The organism is Marinobacter halodurans (assembly GCF_004327985.1).
In the GTDB taxonomy this organism is placed as follows: domain Bacteria; phylum Pseudomonadota; class Gammaproteobacteria; order Pseudomonadales; family Oleiphilaceae; genus Marinobacter_A; species Marinobacter_A halodurans.
Window position 1 is genome coordinate 17,966 of sequence record NZ_SJDL01000034.1, and the last position, 18,880, is coordinate 36,845.

Sequence of the window (18,880 nt, forward strand, 5' to 3'; positions counted from 1 at the left end):
GTCTATGATTAGAAGGATACCCAGGTTTAATGATCATCCTGGGATGTCTGGATCTTTGGCCCGCTGAAGGCTGCCCGTAGGAGATGGGTATAGCCCTTCGATCATCGAGTAGCCCCCTCTGTAGACCATGCAGTAGCAGGGATGACGGAACAGGAGCTCAAGGATGCTGAGTAGTCTGCTGGAAGGCGATGAGGACATCGCGTCTCCCTCGGGGCGTTGGCTGGCTGGTGCTGTCCTGGCTGTCGTCTATGTGCTGGTTGCCTATTTCAGCCTGAAACTGGCGTTTTCCGCAACCAACGTCTCGCCCATCTGGCCACCGACGGGGATTGCTGTTTCCGCATTGCTGTTGGGTGGTCTTCGCTTGTGGCCCGCTATTACCGTCGGTGCCTTCATCGTTAACCTGATCAGTTTCCCGTCGGGAATGGAGGACCTGGCCGTCACCTTGCCTGCGTCCCTGGCGATAGCGACGGGCAACACCCTGGAAGCGCTGACCGCGGCCTATATCATCCGCCGTCTTGCCGGTGGCCGGCGGTCGTTCGACCGGTTGCTGCACGTCTTCCGTTTTGTCGGGATCGCTGTCTTAGCCTGTGTGATCAGTGCCGCCTTGGGTGCGACGGCACTGATGCTCTGCGGCTACATACCCAGGGCGGCCCTTACATCGACCCTGGGCATCTGGTGGCTGGGCGACACCGTGGGGCTTCTGGTGATCGTGCCGCTGGTGGTTTCTCTCCTTCGCATCCATGGTGAACCGGTCGGGCGGGGAAGCTGGTGGATCGCCACAGGGCTGGTATTGGCGTACAGCGCCATCAGCCTGCTGGTTTTCTGGCCGGGACTGGCGAGCGCCGATGCCCAGCAGTTGCTGGTGTTCCTTTATATCCCCTGCCTGGGGCTCTCCGCCTACTCATTCGGCTTGCGGGGCGTATCCACCCTGAACGCGGCGATCGCGGCCGTTGCGGTTGGCGCCACGTTGTCGGGTAAGGGGCCGTTTGAGTTCCAGACGGTGTATGCCTCGCTGGTCGCGCTGGACGGCTTTCTGCTGCTTTGGGTGGTGACCGGGCTGATGCTGGCGGCTGACCTGACGGAGCGGGGCCACGGACAGAGCCGGTTCATGAGGGACTTTATCCCTCCCTGGCTGGTGTTGATGGCGGCGCTGGCGTTGACGGCACTGGCTTGGCGGGTGACGACCAACAACCTGGAAGAGGACGCGGAGAGGCGCTTCGATTACCTGTCCAACGAGATCAGCATGCGGATTACCGATCGTATCCATGACTACCAGCAGGTGCTGAGAGGCGCGGTCGGCCTGTTCTATGGCTCCGATACCGTGACCGCCGGGGATTGGCGTCGCTATGTGCGGGAGTTGCGTATCAATGAGAATTATCCCGGTATCCAGGGGGTGGGGTATGCGGCCTATCTCGATGGCGTTGACGCCAGGAATGGGTTCGAGAGGCAGATGCGCCGGCAGGGCTATGCGGACTTTGCGATCGAGCCGGAAGGCATCCGTACGATCTATGTGCCGGTGACTTACCTGGAACCCAACGACTGGCGCAATCAACGGGCACAAGGCTATGACATGTTCTCCGAAGGCAATCGCCGCTGGGCGATGATCCGGGCCCGGGACATGGGGGAGGTGGCCCTGAGCCACCGGATCACCCTGGTGCAGGAAACCCGGGTCGGGGTGCAGGCGGGTTTCCTGATGTACGTGCCGGTCTACGATACGGACGATACGCCGGCAACGATTGAAGACCGGCGCGCGCACATCATGGGGTATACCTACAGCCCGTTCCGCATGGATGACCTGATCGAGGGAATACTGGGGGATGACTTTCCCACCATTGCCCTGGAGGTCTTCGATGGCGACGGTAGCGATCCCGATGCCCTGATGTACCGGAGTCCCAAGCTCGATGCCCTATCCGCTGCGGGACCATACATAACACGGGTCTCGAAGCTGCCGGTGGCGGATCTGCAATGGACGCTGCGGCTGAATGCCCTGCCGGCCTTCGCCCGTTCGATCGATTTCCAGAAGGCGCATATCGTTCTCGTGGGCGGCGTGCTGATCAGTCTGCTGCTGTTCTCCTTCATCCGGGCACTGGCGCTCACCCGTACCAAGGCGGTTCGGCTGGCCCGGGAGATGACGGATGCCCTGAGTGAGTCGGAGAGCCGGTTTACCACGCTGGCGGAGAGCGCCAACGAAGCCATTTTCATGATCGATGGCAATGGCCATATCCAGTCGTGGAACCGGGCCGCCATGGTGATCTTCGGCTACACCCCGAAAGAGGTCGCGGGCCGGCGCTGGCCGATGCTGCTGTCCTACGACGAACGCCAGACGCGGCTGGCGGAAATCGACGAGCTCACCGGCTACTCCAATGCACGTCTGTCCGAGCATGACATTCGACTGCAGTGCCGCCGTCGCGACGGCGAGACGTTCCCGGCGGAGCTGTCTCTTTCCAAGTGGGAGAGTGCCGGCGAGACATTCTTCGGTGTCATTCTCCGCGACGTGACGGAGCAGCGTCTGGCGGAATTGCGACTGGATGAGGCCCGTCAGGTTGCCGAAGCGGCCAGCCGGGCCAAGACGGAGTTCGTGGCCAATATGAGTCACGAAATCCGAACGCCCATGAATGCGATGCTGGGCATGACCCAGATCCTGGCGCGCACGCCGCTGACACCGGACCAGCGGCGATACGTCAATATGGTGCAGGCTGCGGGTCGCTCCCTGCTGGGGATCGTCAACGACATCCTGGATTTTTCCAAGATCGAGGCGGGCCGAATGGAACTGACCCGGGACGCCTTCAATCTGGACGAAATGACCAGCAACCTGGCATCGATCATGTCGCTCGACGCCTCCGGCAAACAGCTGGAGCTGGCCATCGGTGTCGAGCCTGATGTCCCTAGGGAATTGGTGGGGGACGAACTGCGCATTCGCCAGGTCCTGATCAACCTGTTGAGCAACGCCATCAAGTTTACCGAGGAAGGGGAGGTTTCCCTGCTGGTGCGTCTTGTCGATCGCCGGGACAAGCAAGGCACGTTCGAGTTCTTGGTGCGGGATACCGGAATCGGCATCTCTCCGATGCAGCTGCAGAAGCTGTTCCAGGCGTTTGCCCAGGCGGATTCGTCCACCACACGCCGCTTCGGCGGCACCGGCCTGGGCCTGACGATTTCCCATAAGCTGGTCTACCTGATGGGCGGCGAGATTCGGGTCAACAGTGAATCGGGGCAGGGCAGCGAGTTCATCGTATCGCTGCCGCTGACCATCGCCGGATTCGGGATCGAACCGGAAGTGATGCGTATCATGGGCCGGCAGCGCGTGCTGCTGGTTGATGACAATGCCACGTCCCGGGACTACCTGGGCAAGACCCTGCAGGGCTGGAAATGGCAGGTGGAGAGCCTGGGCCGGGCCCGGCAGGCCGAAGAGCGGCTGGATCAGGCCGTGTCCTATGACCTGTTCCTGATCGACTACGACATGCCGGAAATGAATGGCATGGAACTGGCCCGTTGTGTCCGCCGCCTGAAGCGTTATGACAACGCCACCGTGATCCTGCTGGCCAGCGCATTCGAGCAGGTCCAGGTCATGTCGTCGCCGGATATCGAGTTGGTGGATGCGGTCCTGCTCAAGCCGGTGACCAGCTCGCAGCTGTACGACCGGCTGCACGAGCTCATGGCATCCAAGTCCGGTGACGCGGCGGCCACCGAACCTAGAACAAGCGAGCTGGCGGGCCGCCTGGCGGGAACCCATATCCTGCTGGTGGAGGACAATCCCCTGAACCAGACCGTGGCGGCCGGTTTTCTTGAGTACGCCGGAGCCGAGGTGTCGATTGCGCCCAATGGCCAGGCGGCCGTGGGTGCGCTTGCTGATAGTGACGACGCCTACGACCTGGTACTGATGGACGTACAGATGCCGGTGATGGACGGGATCACGGCCACCCGGAAGATCCGTAGCGAGCTGAAAGCGACCTTGCCGATCCTGGCGATGTCCGCCGGCGTGCTGGACAGCGAACGGTCCGAGTGCCGTCGGGCCGGCATGAATGGCTTTATCGGAAAACCGGTGGATGAGGTGGCGTTGATCACCATCATCGCGGAACATCTCGGCATCGGCCGCGAGCGACCGGCGCGACCCACACCGCAGGGCGAACCGCTGGAGACGGCCGAGCCCTGGGTGGACTTCAGCAGCCTGAACGGTCTGGTGCAGGCCAGCCCGGAAGCCGGCCGGTCGCTGATCGGCGTGGTGGCCGGTATCGTCGAACGGGGCATGACGCCGATCGACGAGGCCCGCCATCTCTGGGTCTCCGGCAAGGCCTCCGAAGCCGCTCGTTGTCTGCATACGCTGCGCGGCTCGCTGGGAACCATCGGGGCCCGGGCATTCGCCGACCAGGCCCAGGAGCTGGAACAGACCCTGCGAGCGACGCCGGATGCCGATCTGGGCGGCCAGTGGAATTCGCTGGCCACCGGATACCGGCGCGTGCTCGATGCTGTCCGCGACTGGCTCGCCGAATATCAGGCCGCAGCCGAAACCGGGGAAAAGCCCGAGCTGGATGCCGAGGCCCTGGCGGAATTGCGGGACATGCTGGCACAGCATAACCGGAAGGCCCAGGCGTTGTTCCTGCAATACCGGGATGCGTTGGCGGAGATGCTCCCACCGTCCAGCATGGCGGAAGCGGAGCAGGCCATGCGCCGTCTGGACTTTGAGTGGGTCAAATCGGTACTGGATGAACTGTAGGCGCGTCGGCGCGGAGGAACAATGAAAACCATTGGATTACTGGGCGGCATGAGCTGGGAATCGACGGTCAGCTACTATCGGGCGCTCAATGAGGGCGTCAAGGCGCGGCTGGGCGGTCTGCATTCCGCGAAGATCTGCCTCTACAGCGTGGATTTCGCCGAGATCGAACCCCTCCAGCGCAGCGGCGACTGGGAGGAAACGGCGCGTCTGCTCTCTATCGCCGCCCGCTCGGTGGAAGCGGCCGGCGTCGACTTCCTGTTGATCGGCACCAACACCATGCACAAGGTGGCGCCGCAGATCGAAGACGCCATTTCCATCCCGCTGTTGCACATCGCCGATGCCACCGCCGAGCGACTGCTGGCGGACGGCATCGACCGGGTCGGCCTGATCGGCACCCGCTACACCATGGAACAGGATTTCTACAAGGGCCGCATGGCCGAGCGGTTTGGTCTCGACGTGCGGGTACCGGATGCTGACGAACAGGCCGTTATTCACCGGGTGATCTTCGAGGAACTGTGCCAGGGCGTCATCAGCGACGACTCCCGGGACGCTTTCCTGGCCGTCATCCAGAGGCTCTACGAGGCCGGTGCCGAGGCGGTCATCCTGGGCTGTACCGAAATCGCGCTGCTGGTGGGGCCGGACGACACCGGCGTGCCGCTCTACGACACCACCCGTATCCACGCCGAGCAGGCGGTTGAACGCGCCCTTACGGATTGACCGTCAGCCCGCCAGGCGTTCGGCGATCAGGTGCTCAAGCTCGTCCTGGTCCGCGGCAAAACGCCGGATCCCCTCGGCCAGCTTGTCCGTCGCCATGGGGTCTTCGTTGTGTCCCCAGCGGAAGTCGGATTCCGTCATCGGCGCCGGGCGCTGACGCCCGCTGTCACGACCATGGATCTGCGGTGCCACTGCGCCGTCGTCGGCGGCCAGTTCTTCCAGCAGGGCCGGGGAAATGGTCAGGCGATTGCAGCCGGCCAGCGCCAGTACCTGCCCGGTGTTGCGAAAGCTGGCACCCATCACCACCGTTTCGTAGCCGCCTTTTTCGACACGTGCGCAGACGCCCCGCACGAACCTGACGCCGGGATCCGTCTCCGGCGTATAGGTTTCGCCCGTATGCTGTTTGTACCAGTCCGTCACCCGGCCGACGAAAGGGGAGACCAGGAACACGCCGGCGTCGAAGCAGGCCTGGGCCTGGGCGTCGGAGAACAGCAGCGTCAGGTTGCACTGGATGCCATCGCGCTCCAGCCGCTCGGCGGCGCGGATTCCCTCCCAGGTGGAGGCCAGCTTGATCAGTACCCGTTCCCGACCGACGCCATGCCGATCATAGTCCTCGATCAGGTCGTGGGCCTTGTGGATGCTGGCCTCGGTATCGAAGGACAGCCGCGCCGGTACCTCGGTGGACACCCGTCCCGGAATCATGCTGGCGATCTCGGTGCCGATGGTGACGGACAGCCGGTCCACCGCCTTCTCGATCCGCGTCTGCGGGTCACTGAACTCGTTCTTCAGTTTCGACAGCGTGGCGTCGATCAGGTGTTGCTGGCTGTCCAGCCCGAAGGCCTTGAGGATCAGGGATGGATTGGTGGTGGCGTCGTGGGGCTGGTAGCGGCGGATTGCTTCCAGGTCGCCGGTATCGGCCACGATCAGGGAGTGGCGTTTCAGGGCATCGAGTTGGGTCATGGTCCTCCTCCTGTGATGGCTGTGTGAGGCGTGCGAAGCGTGGTCTGGAGCGTCACGCCGTAGCGTTCTTCGAGAGCCGCCCGATAGCGCCGGTAGACGGTCTCGTAGGCTTCCCGGTTCTGGGTGTCGGGCCGGGCCAGCGTGCTGTCGTCGAGGCTCACCAAACGGTCGCACAGGTGTTCCAGTGACGGGCCATGGCCGGCGACCTGGCCGTGACACCAGGCGGCCTGGATGGCCGCGCCCAGCGCAGCCGCTTCGTTGATGCGCGGGCAGATCACATCGGCCCCCAGCACATCGGCGACAATCTGGCGCCACACCGGTGAGCGGGCGCCGCCGCCGATCAGCCGGATCTGGCTGGCGCCCTGGGCCAGGTCTCCCAGGTGTTCCAGGCCATAGCGCAGGCCGAAGGTGGCCCCTTCGACCACGGCCCGGCACAGGTTGGCCTGGGTCGTGTTCAGGTTGTCGAGGCCGATAAAACTGGCGGTGGCATGGGGCAGCATGGGGACGCGTTCGCCGTTGAAGAAGGGCAGCACCGTCACCCCCTTCGACCCGATGGGGGCCTGGGCCACGCGATCGCCAAAATCGGTCAGGTTCAGCCCGAACAGCTGGCGGACCAGGGTGGTGGCCGAGGTGACATTCATGGTGCAGGCCAGCGGCAGCCAGCCGTCGCTGCTGGCGCAGAAATTGGCCACCATGGCCCCGTCGCTGATCACGGGCTCCGTCGAATAGGCGTAGACGGTTCCGGAGGTGCCCAGGCTGACGGTCACCAGGCCGGGCTGGATGTTGCCGGTGCCGATGGCGCCCATCATGTTGTCGCCGCCGCCGCTGGCAACGATGACGTTGTCCGCCAGCCCCAGGCGGGCCGCCATGTCCGGCGTGACCGTGCCGGCCAGCTCCCGGGAATGGATCAGCCGCGGCAGCACCCGGGCCGGGTCTAGTTCCGGCGCAATGACGTTGAAAACATCCTCTCGCCACCGCCGGGTCCGGGTATCGAAGTAGCCGGTCCCGGAGGCGTCGCCGGCTTCCGCCACCTTCTCGCCCGTCAGACGGAAGTTGAGGTAGTCGTGGGGCAGCAGGATGCTGTCGATGCGACGGTAGGCGTCCGGATGGATCTCCCGCAGCCAGGCCAGTTTGGACGCGGTATAGCCGGTCTGGAGTACCAGGCCGAGCCGTTCGATGCAGCCTTCCTCGCCGCCCAGTTGCTCCACCAGTTGGCTGTTGTGGCGGGCGGTCTCCGTGTCGCACCAGAGCTTGGCCGGATGCACCGGCTGGCCGTCCCGGTCGAGGGCGACAAGCCCATGCTGCTGACCGGAAATGCCAATGGCGCGGATCGCCCTGGGATCGATGCCGGCCTGCCCGATCGCCTCACCCAGGGCCTCGACAAACGCATGCATCCAGGCTTCCGGATCCTGCTCCCGGCGGCCATTGGCGCCTTCGATCAGCTCATGCGGCCGGCTGCCCTCGCCGAGAATACGGCCGTGTTCCGGGTCGACCACCACCACTTTCGTGCTTTGGGTGCCACAGTCTGCGCCTACGTACATGAGACTCTCCTTGTGTCGATACCGATTGAGACCCTCAAGCATAGACGTTGTTTCACAGAACCCCCTTCACCAGCGCATCCACGGTGGCCCGTGCCCCGGATGACCGCAGGCTGTAGAGCGCGGCCAGGAAGGCATCACGGAAGCGGGGCTGGTCGCCCAGGTCGCCGAACAGCTCCCGGTTCTCGACGAATGCCGTGGGATGGGTCCGGCTTTCGGCGGCAATGGCCATCAGTCGGTCCTTGAGAGGATCGACCACGTCGATAGGCTGGCCATCTTCGTCGGTGCCTTCCGCATAGCGGGCCCAACTGGCCACCACGGCGGCGGCCCGGTGTATCTCGCCGCCGCTGTCCAACTGTTCGCGAATGACCGGCAGCAGCCACTTGGGAATCCGGTCGGAGCTTTCGGCGCACAGCCGGGCCAGGGTGTCCTTGATTTCCGGGTTGGCAAAGCGCTCGATCAGCGTATGCCGGTATTCGTCCAGATCGACGCCGGGCACATCCGCCAGGGTCGGGCTGCCTTCGTTTTCCATGTAGGCCAGCAGGAACTCGACGAACAGCGGATCCTGGCAGACTTCGTGGGCGTAGCGGTAGCCGCTCAGGTAACCGAAATAGCACAGCGCCTGGTGGCTGGCATTGAGCAAGCGCAGCTTCATCAGCTCGTAGGGTTCCACGTCACCGACCACCTGGACGCCGGCGTCTTCCACCGGCGGACGGCCGTCGACAAACCTGTCTTCGAGTACCCACTGGGTGAACGGCTCGCAGACCACCGGCCAGCGGTCTTCGATGCCGAACCGGGATTGCAGCTCGGCGATGTCTTCGCCGGTGGTGACCGGGGTGATGCGGTCCACCATGGAGTTGGGGAAGGTCACATTGGCCTCGATCCATTCCGCCAGTTCCGCATCCCGGCGCCGGGCGTAGGCGGTGAACATGCGGTGGGCCACCTCGCCATTGCCCTGGATGTTGTCGCAGGACATCACGGTGAACGGTGGAATGCCCCGCTCACGGCGACGGCGCAGGGCTTCGGTGACCAGGCCGAAGGTGGTGCGGGGTCGCTCCGGGTTGGCCAGGTCCTGCTGCACGTCCAGGTTGGAGACGTTGAATTCGCCGGTGACCGGGTGGAAATTGTAACCGCCCTCGGTCACCGTCAGCGACACGATGCGAATGGCGGGATCCGCCATGCGTTCGATCACGGCATCGGGGTCGTCCGGTGCGAACAGGTAATCCACCAGGCTGCCGATCACCCGGGCGTCGTAATGGCCATCGGCATGCTTGACCACCAGGGTGTACAGGTGGTCCTGGGCCGCCAGGACCTCCTGCATGCGCCGGTCGCCCGGCATCACGCCCACGCCGATAATGCCCCAGTCCAGCGCCTTGCCGTCGTTCATGAGTTGGTCCAGGTACATGGCCTGGTGGGCCCGGTGAAAGCCGCCCACGCCGAAATGCACGATGCCCGCCGTGACGGATTGCCGGTCGTATCCGGGCACGGCGACCCGGCTATCGAGACGGTTGAGCTGTTTGCGGGAGAGACGGGTCATCGTTACCTCCTGTTGGAGCAAGGGTGGGTTTCTGTCACGTGGGTATGCGCTCGTCTTCGGCGACCCAGCGGATATCGGGTTCGATGGACGCCTGTTTCACCAGGCGACTGTTGAGCATGTCCTTGTCGTAGGTCTTGGCCCGGGCGCCGGCCTCGTCCTGGCCCATGTCCTGCCAGCGGCGGAGCAGGCGGGCGGCCAGCAATTCATCCGGCACCTCCAGGAACAGCTTGAGATCGAACAGGTCGTGCAGCGTCCGCCAGGGATCCCGGTCGAGCAGCAGGTAGTTGCCCTCGACGATCACGATGCGGTGCGCCGGCGTGACGATCCGCCCGCCGGCCCGGGCCAGGTCGAGCGGCCGGTCGAACACCGGCACCGCGACGTCGCCCAGGTTGTTGCGTATACGTTGCAGATCCCACAGCAGGCCCTCGGGATTGAACGTTTCTGGTGCGCCCTTGATCGGTACCTGTCCGCGCGGTTCCAGCACGGCGTTGTCGTAGTGGTAACCGTCCATAGGGACCACCACGGTGCTGCCGGGCACCTCGCGGTTCAGCAACTCGGCCAGGCGTTCCGACAAGGTCGACTTGCCGGCAGCTGGCGGTCCGGCCAGGGCCACGATCAGGCGCTCGTGCTGTTCGGCAGCCGCCAGGATGCGATCAACGATCTGGGCGATATTGGGTGTCATGGTTCCGTCTCCGACAAGGTGTTCCGGGCAGCCCTCGGAAGGCTGACCGTCCCACAGTCGTCAGCTCATCCAGTTACCGCCATCCACATTCAGTGTCTGTGCGACCACATAGTCGGCGTCCTCACTGGCCAGGAACACGGCGGCCCCGGCGTGATCCTCGGGGCGGCCCATCCGGCCGTAGGGCACCGCTTCGCCCACCAGGCGTTTCTTCTCGCCCAGCGGACGGTTCTCGTATCGCGCGAACAGGGCATCGACCTCATCCCACATGGGGGTGTCCACGACACCGGGCGCGATACCATTTACGTTAATACCGTATTTGATCAGGTCCAGGCCACAGGATTGGGTGAGGCTGATGACAGCGGCCTTGGAGGCGCAGTACAGGCTCACCAGCGCCTCGCCGCGCCGGCCCGCCTGGCTCGACATGTTGATGATCTTGCCGCCTTGCCCGCGATCGACCATGGATTGGGCCACGGCCTGGAGCGTGAAGAACATGCCCTTGACGTTCACGTTGAACTGGCGGTCGTAACTCTCTTCGGTGGCTTCCAGCACCGGCGCCATATCAAACACCGCTGCGTTGTTGACCAGGATATCGATACCGCCCCAACGCCCGGTGACGTTCCGTACCAGGGCATTGATGGCGTCCCGGTCGCAGACATTCAGCGGCTCGCCGATGATCCGGTCCGGCCCGGTCAGGGTGCTGCGGATATCCTCCACCGCTGTGTGGATGGCGGCCTGGTCGATATCGGCCACCACCACCCGGGCGCCTTCTGCCAGGTAACGCTCTGCGATGGCCCGGCCAATGCCTCGGGCACCGCCGGTAATCACGGCGACTTTGTCCTGCAGTTTCATAAACGGGTATTCCTCTCGATCAGGCGGGATGGCGTCTTTGGCGCCACTCGCTTACCAGTGCCTCCAGGCCGGTCATGTGGCGCAGGATGCGCCAGGCCCCGGCCTCTTTCAGGTGTTCGGCATGGTCCGGCGGGATATGGCTGGCGCCGGTAAAGCCGATCACGGTCATGCCGGCCGCACGGGCGGCGGTGACGCCGGAAACGCTGTCTTCCACCACCAGGCAGTCCTGCGGCGAACAGCCCAGTTCCCGGGTCGCCAGCAGGTAGACACCAGGATCCGGCTTGGGCAGGGCTACCTGTTCGGCGGTGAACAGCGGCACCTCCCCCAGCCAGGCATCAAGCCCGGTGGTTGCGAGGGAGTTGCGCACCCGGAAGCGGCTGGAGTTGGAGGCGATGGCCAGGGGCAGGGGGAGCCGGCTCAGCGTGTCGACGACGCCGTCGATCGGCTGCAATTCCCTGGCCAAGCGGGCCTCGATGGCATGGTCGATCCGCGGCAGGGCATCCGCCGGCAACGCGTGGCTGCTGAGGGCTTCCAGGTGCAGCAGGATGTTTTCCGTGGTCATACCCAGGGCATGGTGCAGCACGGTATCCGCCTGCAGGTCCGGCAGCCAGTCCCGCAGTTGCTCGACGAGGGTCGCTTCGGCGATCACCTCGCTGTCCACCAGGACGCCGTCGCAGTCGAAGATCAGCGTTTCCATCGGTGACCTCACGGGTTGTCTCCGGAGTCCGTCGGGGCCCGGTTGGCCTGGCGGTCGATGGCGGTGAGCGGGTGGCGCTGGAGGCTTTCCAGGGCCAGGCCATCCTCCCGGAACAGGTGACCGCGGAACGACTCGAAGCCATAGTGGATGGTATCGCCCACCTTGTGCTCGATGTCGCCGTCGGCCACCACGGTGATCATGCCGTGATCCATCTGGACATAGAGGGAGGTGGCGCCGCCGAGGCGCTCGATGACCTGGATCCTGCCGCTCATCGGGCCATTGTCGTCCAGACTCAGGTGTTCGGGCCGGATGCCCAGTTCCAGCCTGGCGCCGGCCGTCAGTTCTTCACCGTTGACCGGAACCCGGCAGTCCTGGCCGCCGGGCAGGGTCACCTGCACGCCGTCGGCGTTGGCATCCTGGAAGTCCACCGGCAGGAAGTTCATGGTCGGCGAGCCGATAAAGCCGGCCACGAAGCGGTTGCGGGGGTGGTGGTACAGTTCCATCGGCGAGCCCACCTGTTCCACTACGCCGCCCTGCAGCACCACGATCTTGTCGGCCATGGTCATGGCCTCGATCTGGTCGTGGGTCACGTAGATCATGGTGGCGTCCAGCTCTTCATGCAGCCGCGCCAGCTCCACCCGCATCTGCACCCGCAGGGCCGCGTCCAGGTTGGACAGCGGCTCGTCGAACAGGAAGATGCTGGGGTTGCGCACGATGGCCCGGCCAATGGCCACCCGCTGGCGCTGGCCGCCGGACAGGGCCTTGGGCTTGCGGTCCAGCAGGTTTTCCAGTTGCAGTATGCGGGCGGCGTCCAGCACCTTCTCCTTGCGCTCGGCCTTGGAGACCCCGGCCAGCCGCAGGCTGAAGCCCATGTTGTCCTCGACCGTCATGTGCGGATAGAGCGCGTAGCTCTGGAACACCATGGCCAGACCCCGTTCGGCCGGGCCGATGTTGTTCATGCGTTTGCCGTCGATGACGATATCGCCGTCGGAGGCGCTCTCCAGGCCCGCGATCATGCGCAAGAGCGTGGACTTGCCGCAGCCCGACGGCCCGACGAACACGACGAACTCCCGGTCCTTCACTTCCAGGTCCACACCCTTGATCACGTGGGTGTCGCCGAATTCCTTGATGACGTTTTTCAGTTGAAGCGTTGCCATGTTGAAACCTTTCTATTTGAAGACGGCTACTTGACGGCGCCGAAGGTCAGGCCCCGGACCATCTGTTTCTGGGTCAGCCAGCCGAAGACCAGGATGGGCGCGATGGCCATCGTGGAGGCGGCGGAGAGTTTCGCCCAGAACAGCCCCTCGGGACTGGAGAAAGAGGCGATGTAGGCCGTCAGCGGTGCGGCCTGCGAGGTGGTCAGGTTGAGGCTCCAGAAGGCCTCGTTCCAGCTCAGGATGACCGACAGCAGACCGGTGGAGGCGATCCCCGGCAGGGTCAGCGGCATCAGCAGGTAGAGCACCTCCTGCAGGGTGCTGGCGCCGTCCATGCGACCGGCTTCCAGGATGTCCCTGGGCAGGTCCTTGAAGAAGGTGTAGAGCATCCACACCACGATCGGCAGGTTCATCAGCGTGTAGACGATAACCAGGCCGGTCCGGGTATCCAGTAACCCGGTATCCCGGAACAGCAGGTAGATGGGCACCAGCACCCCCACCGGCGGCAGCATCTTGGTGGACAGCATCCACAGCAGCGTGCCCTTGGTGCGCTTGGTGGGCATGAAGGCCATGGAGTAGGCCGAGGGAATCGCGATAAGCAGTGCCAGGATGGTGGAGCCGAAGGACACGATCACGCTGTTCCAGGCGAACTTGAAGTAGTCCGCCCGCTGCTGGACTTCGGCGTAGCTGTCCAGCGTCGGTGTAAAGATCAGGCTGGGATCGGACACCGCGTCGACTTCGGTCTTGAAACCGGTCAGCACCATCCAGAAGATCGGGAAGAAGATGATAAAGGCAATTACCCAGGCCAGCAGGCCGATGGCAAAGCGTTTGAGCGTTGAATGATTCATGGGTCCTCCGCTTCAGTCTTCCAGGTTCCTGGCCACGAGCCGCACCAGGAAGATCGCGACAATGTTGGCCAGGATGATGGCGACGACGCCGCCGGCGGAGGCCATGCCCACGTCAAAGTCCAGCAGGGCGCGGATGTAGATCAGGTAGGCCAGGTTGGTGGTCGCCAGACCCGGGCCGCCCGAGGTGGTGACGAAGATCTCCGCGAACACCGTCAGCAGGAAGATCATTTCGATCATGATCACCACGCTGATCGCCCGCTTCAGGTGGGGCAGGGTGATGAAGAAGAAAATCGCAATGGGCCCGGCGCCGTCCATGCGGGCGGCTTCCACCTGGTCCTCATCCAGAGACTGGATGGCGGTGAGCAGGATCAGCAGGGCGAACGGCAGCCATTGCCAGGCCACGATCATGACGATGGAGGTCAGCGGCAGCGACGAGAACCAGTCCACCGGCTGGGTGCCGAACAGCTGGGCGATCCAGGCGAAGATGCCGTTGGCCGGGTGCATCATCAGGTTCTTCCAGACCAGCGCGCTGACCGTCGGCATCACGAAGAAGGGGGAAATCACCAGCACCCGGGCAATGCCGCGACCGAAGAACTCCTGCTGGAACAGGACGGCCAGCAGGGTACCGCCGACCACAGTAATCACGAGCACCCAACCGACCAGCAACAGCGTGTTGATCATCGACGTCCAAAGGGCGGGGTCGGTGAACAGGTATTCGTAGTTTTCCAGACCGGCAAACCCGGCCATGGTCGGCATCAGCAGGTTGTAGCGCTGGAGCGAGAACCAGACGGTCATCGCCAGCGGCACGATCATCCACAGGAACAACAGGGTGACAGCGGGGGCCTGCAGCGCCAGGGGACGGAGTCCGCCGACGGTGCGCCCGGCAGCTCGGGGTTTGTTCATGGTCGTATCCGGGGTATCGGGTGGGGGCCGTCAGACGACCCGTGATTCATCTCAGCGGTTCGGGTGGCGTGCCGGGACAGCCGCAGCCGTCCCGGCAATATCCCCGATTACTTGATATAGCCCGCGCGTTCCATGGTGCGCTGGGTAGCCCGCTGGGCGCTGCCGAGGGCCTGGTCAACCGACATCTGGCCGGTCAGGGCGGCGGCGATCATCTGGCCCACCTGGGTGCCAATGGCCTGGAATTCGGGAATCCCGGCATACTGGACCCCGGTGTAGGGCGAGGGCTTCAGCGTGGAATCCGTGGGATCGGCATCGCGGATGGCATCCAGGACAAAATCGGCGAACGGTGCCGCTTCCTGGTATTTCTCGTTGGCGTAGGTGGACTCGCGGGTGCCCGGCGGCACGCTGGTCCAGCCCTCTTTCTCACCGACCATCTTGATGTAGTCCTGCGAAGTGGCCCAGGTGATGAACTCACCCGCCGCATCCTTGGCATCGGATGAAGACGGGATGGCCAAGGCCCAGGACCACAGCCAGTGGGAGCCTTTCGGGGTGGCGGCGACCGGGGCCGGCGCGAAGCCCAGCTTGTCGGCGACCTTGGACTCTTTCGGGTTGTAGAGCTTGCCGGCTGCGGAGGTGGCGTCGACCCACATGGCGCAGTTGCCGCGGGAGAACAGCGCCAGGTTCTCGTTGAAGCCGTTGGAGCTGGCGCCGGCCGGGCCGTAGTTCTTCAGCAGGTCGACGTAGAAGTTGATGGCTTCATGCCACGCCCTGGAATCGATTTCCGGCTTCCAGTCCATATCGAACCAGCGGCCGCCGTAGGTGTTCACCAGGGTGGTCACGAAGGCCATGTTCTCGCCCCAGCCCGGCTTGCCGCGCAGGCAGATACCGGCCACGCCGTGGTCCGGATCGTTAAGCTTGGCAGCCCAGTCGTGGACCTCGTCCCAGGTGGGCTGGTCGGTCATTTCGATGCCCGCCTTGTCGAACAGATCCTTGCGGTAATACATCATCGAACTTTCGGCATAGAAGGGCAGCGCGTAGGGCTGGTCCTTGTAGCTCAGGCCGTCGATGACCGGCTTGAGCAGGTCGTCCGGCTTGTAATCGGCCGGCAGGTCGGCAATTGGCGTCAGCCAGCCGCGCTGTGCCCAGATGGGTGCTTCATAGGTGCCGATGGTCATCACGTCGAACTGGCCGCCATGGGTGGCGATGTCGGTGGTTAGGCGCTGGCGCAGCACGTTCTCTTCGAGGACAACCCACTCCAGGTCGATGTCCGGATGGGATTTCTCGAAGGCGTCCGAAAGGCGCTGCATGATGACCATGTCGTTGTTGTTGACCGTGGCGACGGTCACGGTTTCGGCAGCGGCCGCAAAACAGCTGAAGGCGACCATGCCGGCGAGGGGCAGTGCGTAAGAGAGCTTCATGGCTTGCTCCTGTTGTGGGAGGTATTGGTGTTGTTGTCCTAAGCCGGATCACTTGCTTGTTTTTGATCAATTGAATCTACTCACGAACAATTGATCAGTCAAGGGCAAAAAAAATTGCGCCCGAAGGCACGGTCCGGTCAGCGCCGGACCGCGTTATCGAGCACGTAGCGGGCCGCCGCTTCGTCCGTAATCAGCCCCTTCAGCCAGCCGCCGCGCAAAGCGGAGAGAATGGCCGGGCCCTTGTCGGTGCCGCCGGCCAGCGCCACCAGGCGTTGCGGGGCCAGACTTTCCAGCGCCGGACTGGTGACCCGGCGGGTCACCGAGCAGTCGATGATGCGGCCCTGGGCATCCAGCGGCCAGCCGAGCAGTTCACCCACGGCGCGGCAGCTCAGTAATTCGTCGAGTTCCGATTCGTTGATGAAGTCGTCCTGGAACAGGGTGGCCTGGCGGTTGATCGGCCCCACGCCGATAAAGCCGACTTCCGCCTCGGCGGCGACGCTGGCGATGGCCTGGAACAGGCGCTGGTTCAGCAGGGCTTCGCGCTCCTCGACGGAGCCGGCCACCACCGGGGCGGGCAGCAGGAAGCGGCCGCTGGCGGTCTTGTCCGCCAGGGCGGTGACGCCGTCATAGCGGTTGGAGGAGCCGTCCCGGGCCACGTTGCCCACCAGGGATACGAAACGATGCTGGGGCCGGTCCATGCGGCTGACCGCTTCCACCGTGGCGCGCACGGTCCGGCCGGAGCCGAGGGAGAGCGTTAGCGGTTCGGTGCGCTCCAGGTAGCGGGTCAGGCGATCGCAGCCGGCCACGGCCACGTAGTGGGCACTGTTGTGCTCGGCATCCGGGTCGACTGGCACCACGTCGCAGAACTCCAGGTCGAACTGGTCGCGCAGCGCCTGGCCCAGCGTCATGCAGTTGGAGATGGGGTGATCGATGTGAACCTTGATCAGCCCTTCCTGGCGGGCCAGGGCCAGCAGGCGCTGGACGCCGGGGCGGGACACGCCCAACTGTGCGGCAATCTCGTCCTGGGTGCGTCCACCGACATAGGAGAGCCAGGCGGCCCGGGCGGCCTGGTCGAGTTTGACTTCGAACTTATCCATGGTGCTGCGAACTTCCTCGGCGACAAAGTGACCCGATCATCGCAAGCACACCGGCAATGCACAACATCTGTTGCATGGCCAACCGGCCCGGAAGCTGTGGTCAGAGGGTGCCGCCGGTTTCGATCCGGTAGCCGAGGTCGATCACCCGATCCGTCAGTTCGGCGCCCTGCAAACGGGCGAGAAGCGCCTCTGCCGCACGCTGGCCGATGGCTTCCCGGGGGGTGACGACGCTGGCGAGCCGGGGCGTCATGACTTGACCGACGTCATGGCCGTGGAAGCCCACAATCGCCATTTTTCCCGGCACCGGAATACCGCGCCGCTGGCATTCGAAGAAGGCACCGATGGCGACGTCGTCGTTGGTGCAGAAGATGCCGTCGGCTTCCGGATGCTCTTCCAGGATGCGGGCCATCAGCGTGGCGCCGACGGAATAGGACGAGCGCTGTTCAAAGCGCAGGATGACCGGCTCCAGACCGTGTTCTTCCATGGCGCGCACGTAGCCGTCCTGACGCTGGATGGTCCGCGTATCCAGTCGCACGCCGAGATAGACCACGTGCTTGCGGCCACGGCGAATCATCTCGCTGACCATGTCGTAGGAGGCCTGCACGTTGTCGAACCCGACCGCCTGCTCGAACGGCGGCAGGTGGGTGTCCATCAGTTCGATGGTGGGCACGCCGGCGGTTTCCAGCATACGCCGGCTGCGCTGGGTGTGCTGGCTTTCCGACAGGATCAGGGCGTCCACGTTGTAGGACAGCAGGGCGGACAGGCTGCGTTCCTCCACCTCCGGGCTGTAGCCGTAGTGGGCCATCATCAGGTGGTAGCCTGCGGGTTCGGTGACGCTTTCGATGCCTTTCACCACGTCGGCGAAGACCTGGTTGGTCAATGACGGCAGCAGCACGCCGATGGCGCGGCTGGTGGCCTTGGACAGGATGTCCGGCGCCCGGTTGGGGATATAGCCGATCTCCTCCGCCACCGCGAAGATCTGCTCGCGCATTTTCTCCGACACGTTGTCGGCACCGCGCAGACAGCGGCTGACGGTCATCTTCGTGGCACCGACCCGGTCGGCGATGTCCTGCAATGTGGGGCGTCGTTTCTTGGCCATGGTTGTTGTTACATCCTCTTCGAGCGTCGACCATCATAAGGCATGAAAGGCGCCTGAACAGCCGGTGGCATGATCTGTCCGGGACCGTCTGAGGCCAGGGATGGCCTCAGTCGAGCGTACAGGGATGTATTTACAGCGTGTCCCGGACAGATCATGTCGCCGGCTGCCCCGAGCTCAGCATTCTCCCACGAGAGCGCTAATACACTCTTTCAGGATCTGCTCCGGCGTCTGTGCAATATCGACGATGATCGCCTCTTCCGGCCCCGGTTCCTCCAGGGACTGGAATTGACTCTCCAGCATTTTCTGCCCGTTGAAGTAATGATCCTTGCGTTGGGCGTGGCGGGACCAGATGGTGTCGAAGGAACCCTTCAGGTAGACGAACTGCAGCGCCGGATCCCCGGTGCGCAGCTGGTCCCGGTAGACCCCCTTCAGCGCCGAGCAGGCCAGCACCAGGCCATCCTGCCGGCGGATCAGCTCCGCCAGGTCGGCCAGCCAGCCCTCCCGGTCGGCATCCGTCAGCGGGATGCCGTTGGCCATTTTCTCCACGTTGGCTCGACTGTGGTAATCGTCTGCGTCGAAGAACGGCACACCCAGTTGCTCGCCCAGCCGCTGGCCGACCAGGCTCTTGCCACTGCCCGAGACGCCCATGACGACGATCTTGGGATGTTTCATA

The 18,880-nt window shown here is 64.2% G+C and carries 15 protein-coding genes; 2 read left to right on the plus strand and 13 right to left on the minus strand.

The window, feature by feature from the left end; translation table 11 throughout:
- Positions 1-163 precede the first annotated feature (163 nt).
- Together EZI54_RS18085 and EZI54_RS18090 are read left to right on the plus strand one after the other, a co-directional pair.
- Positions 164-4,711: a CHASE domain-containing protein gene (locus EZI54_RS18085; RefSeq protein WP_131483287.1), complete on the plus strand. Its 4,548-nt coding sequence runs from the start codon at positions 164-166 to the stop codon at positions 4,709-4,711.
- 21 nt (positions 4,712-4,732) lie between these two features.
- Complete coding sequence (locus EZI54_RS18090; protein WP_131483288.1) at positions 4,733-5,428, plus strand: aspartate/glutamate racemase family protein; 696 nt, start codon at positions 4,733-4,735, stop codon at positions 5,426-5,428.
- Positions 5,429-5,431: 3 nt separating this feature from the next.
- On the opposite strand, the gene tal is transcribed toward EZI54_RS18090, so the two are convergent.
- The 13 genes from tal to EZI54_RS18155 form a co-directional block, all read right to left on the minus strand.
- Positions 5,432-6,385, minus strand: coding sequence for a transaldolase (gene tal, locus EZI54_RS18095; RefSeq protein WP_131483289.1), 954 nt, complete (start codon positions 6,383-6,385; stop codon positions 5,432-5,434).
- A complete protein-coding gene (gene xylB, locus EZI54_RS18100; protein WP_131483290.1) occupies positions 6,382-7,926 on the minus strand; it encodes a xylulokinase in 1,545 nt (514 codons plus the stop codon). Before xylB ends, tal begins: the two co-directional genes overlap by 4 nt.
- Before the next feature lie 52 nt (positions 7,927-7,978).
- Positions 7,979-9,460, minus strand: a complete 1,482-nt coding sequence (locus EZI54_RS18105; RefSeq protein ID WP_131483291.1) for a mannitol dehydrogenase family protein — start codon at positions 9,458-9,460, stop codon at positions 7,979-7,981.
- Positions 9,461-9,494: 34 nt separating this feature from the next.
- On the minus strand, positions 9,495-10,142 hold the full coding sequence (locus EZI54_RS18110) for a nucleoside triphosphate hydrolase (RefSeq protein ID WP_131483292.1): 648 nt from the start codon (positions 10,140-10,142) through the stop codon (positions 9,495-9,497).
- A 60-nt stretch (positions 10,143-10,202) separates the two neighbouring features.
- Positions 10,203-10,991 carry an L-iditol 2-dehydrogenase gene (locus EZI54_RS18115; protein WP_131483293.1) on the minus strand — a complete coding sequence of 263 codons (789 nt, stop codon included), beginning with the start codon at positions 10,989-10,991 and terminating at the stop codon, positions 10,203-10,205.
- 19 nt (positions 10,992-11,010) lie between these two features.
- Positions 11,011-11,700, minus strand: a complete 690-nt coding sequence (locus EZI54_RS18120) for an HAD family hydrolase (protein ID WP_242674516.1) — start codon at positions 11,698-11,700, stop codon at positions 11,011-11,013.
- Complete coding sequence (locus EZI54_RS18125) at positions 11,697-12,845, minus strand: ABC transporter ATP-binding protein (protein ID WP_131483294.1); 1,149 nt, start codon at positions 12,843-12,845, stop codon at positions 11,697-11,699. Before EZI54_RS18125 ends, EZI54_RS18120 begins: the two co-directional genes overlap by 4 nt.
- A 26-nt stretch (positions 12,846-12,871) precedes the next feature.
- Positions 12,872-13,690 (minus strand): carbohydrate ABC transporter permease, encoded by an 819-nt coding sequence (locus EZI54_RS18130; protein WP_131483295.1) that lies wholly within the window; start codon positions 13,688-13,690, stop codon positions 12,872-12,874.
- Positions 13,691-13,702: 12 nt separating this feature from the next.
- Positions 13,703-14,593 (minus strand): carbohydrate ABC transporter permease, encoded by an 891-nt coding sequence (locus tag EZI54_RS18135; RefSeq protein WP_131483296.1) that lies wholly within the window; start codon positions 14,591-14,593, stop codon positions 13,703-13,705.
- A 107-nt stretch (positions 14,594-14,700) separates the two neighbouring features.
- On the minus strand, positions 14,701-16,011 hold the full coding sequence (locus tag EZI54_RS18140) for an ABC transporter substrate-binding protein (protein WP_131483297.1): 1,311 nt from the start codon (positions 16,009-16,011) through the stop codon (positions 14,701-14,703).
- 137 nt (positions 16,012-16,148) lie between these two features.
- Positions 16,149-17,108: a sugar-binding transcriptional regulator gene (locus tag EZI54_RS18145; RefSeq protein WP_131483298.1), complete on the minus strand. Its 960-nt coding sequence runs from the start codon at positions 17,106-17,108 to the stop codon at positions 16,149-16,151.
- Positions 17,109-17,208: 100 nt separating this feature from the next.
- On the minus strand, positions 17,209-18,207 hold the full coding sequence (gene gntR, locus EZI54_RS18150) for a gluconate operon transcriptional repressor GntR (protein WP_131483299.1): 999 nt from the start codon (positions 18,205-18,207) through the stop codon (positions 17,209-17,211).
- 174 nt (positions 18,208-18,381) lie between these two features.
- Positions 18,382-18,879 (minus strand): gluconokinase, encoded by a 498-nt coding sequence (locus EZI54_RS18155; RefSeq protein ID WP_131483300.1) that lies wholly within the window; start codon positions 18,877-18,879, stop codon positions 18,382-18,384.
- Position 18,880 lies beyond the last annotated feature (1 nt).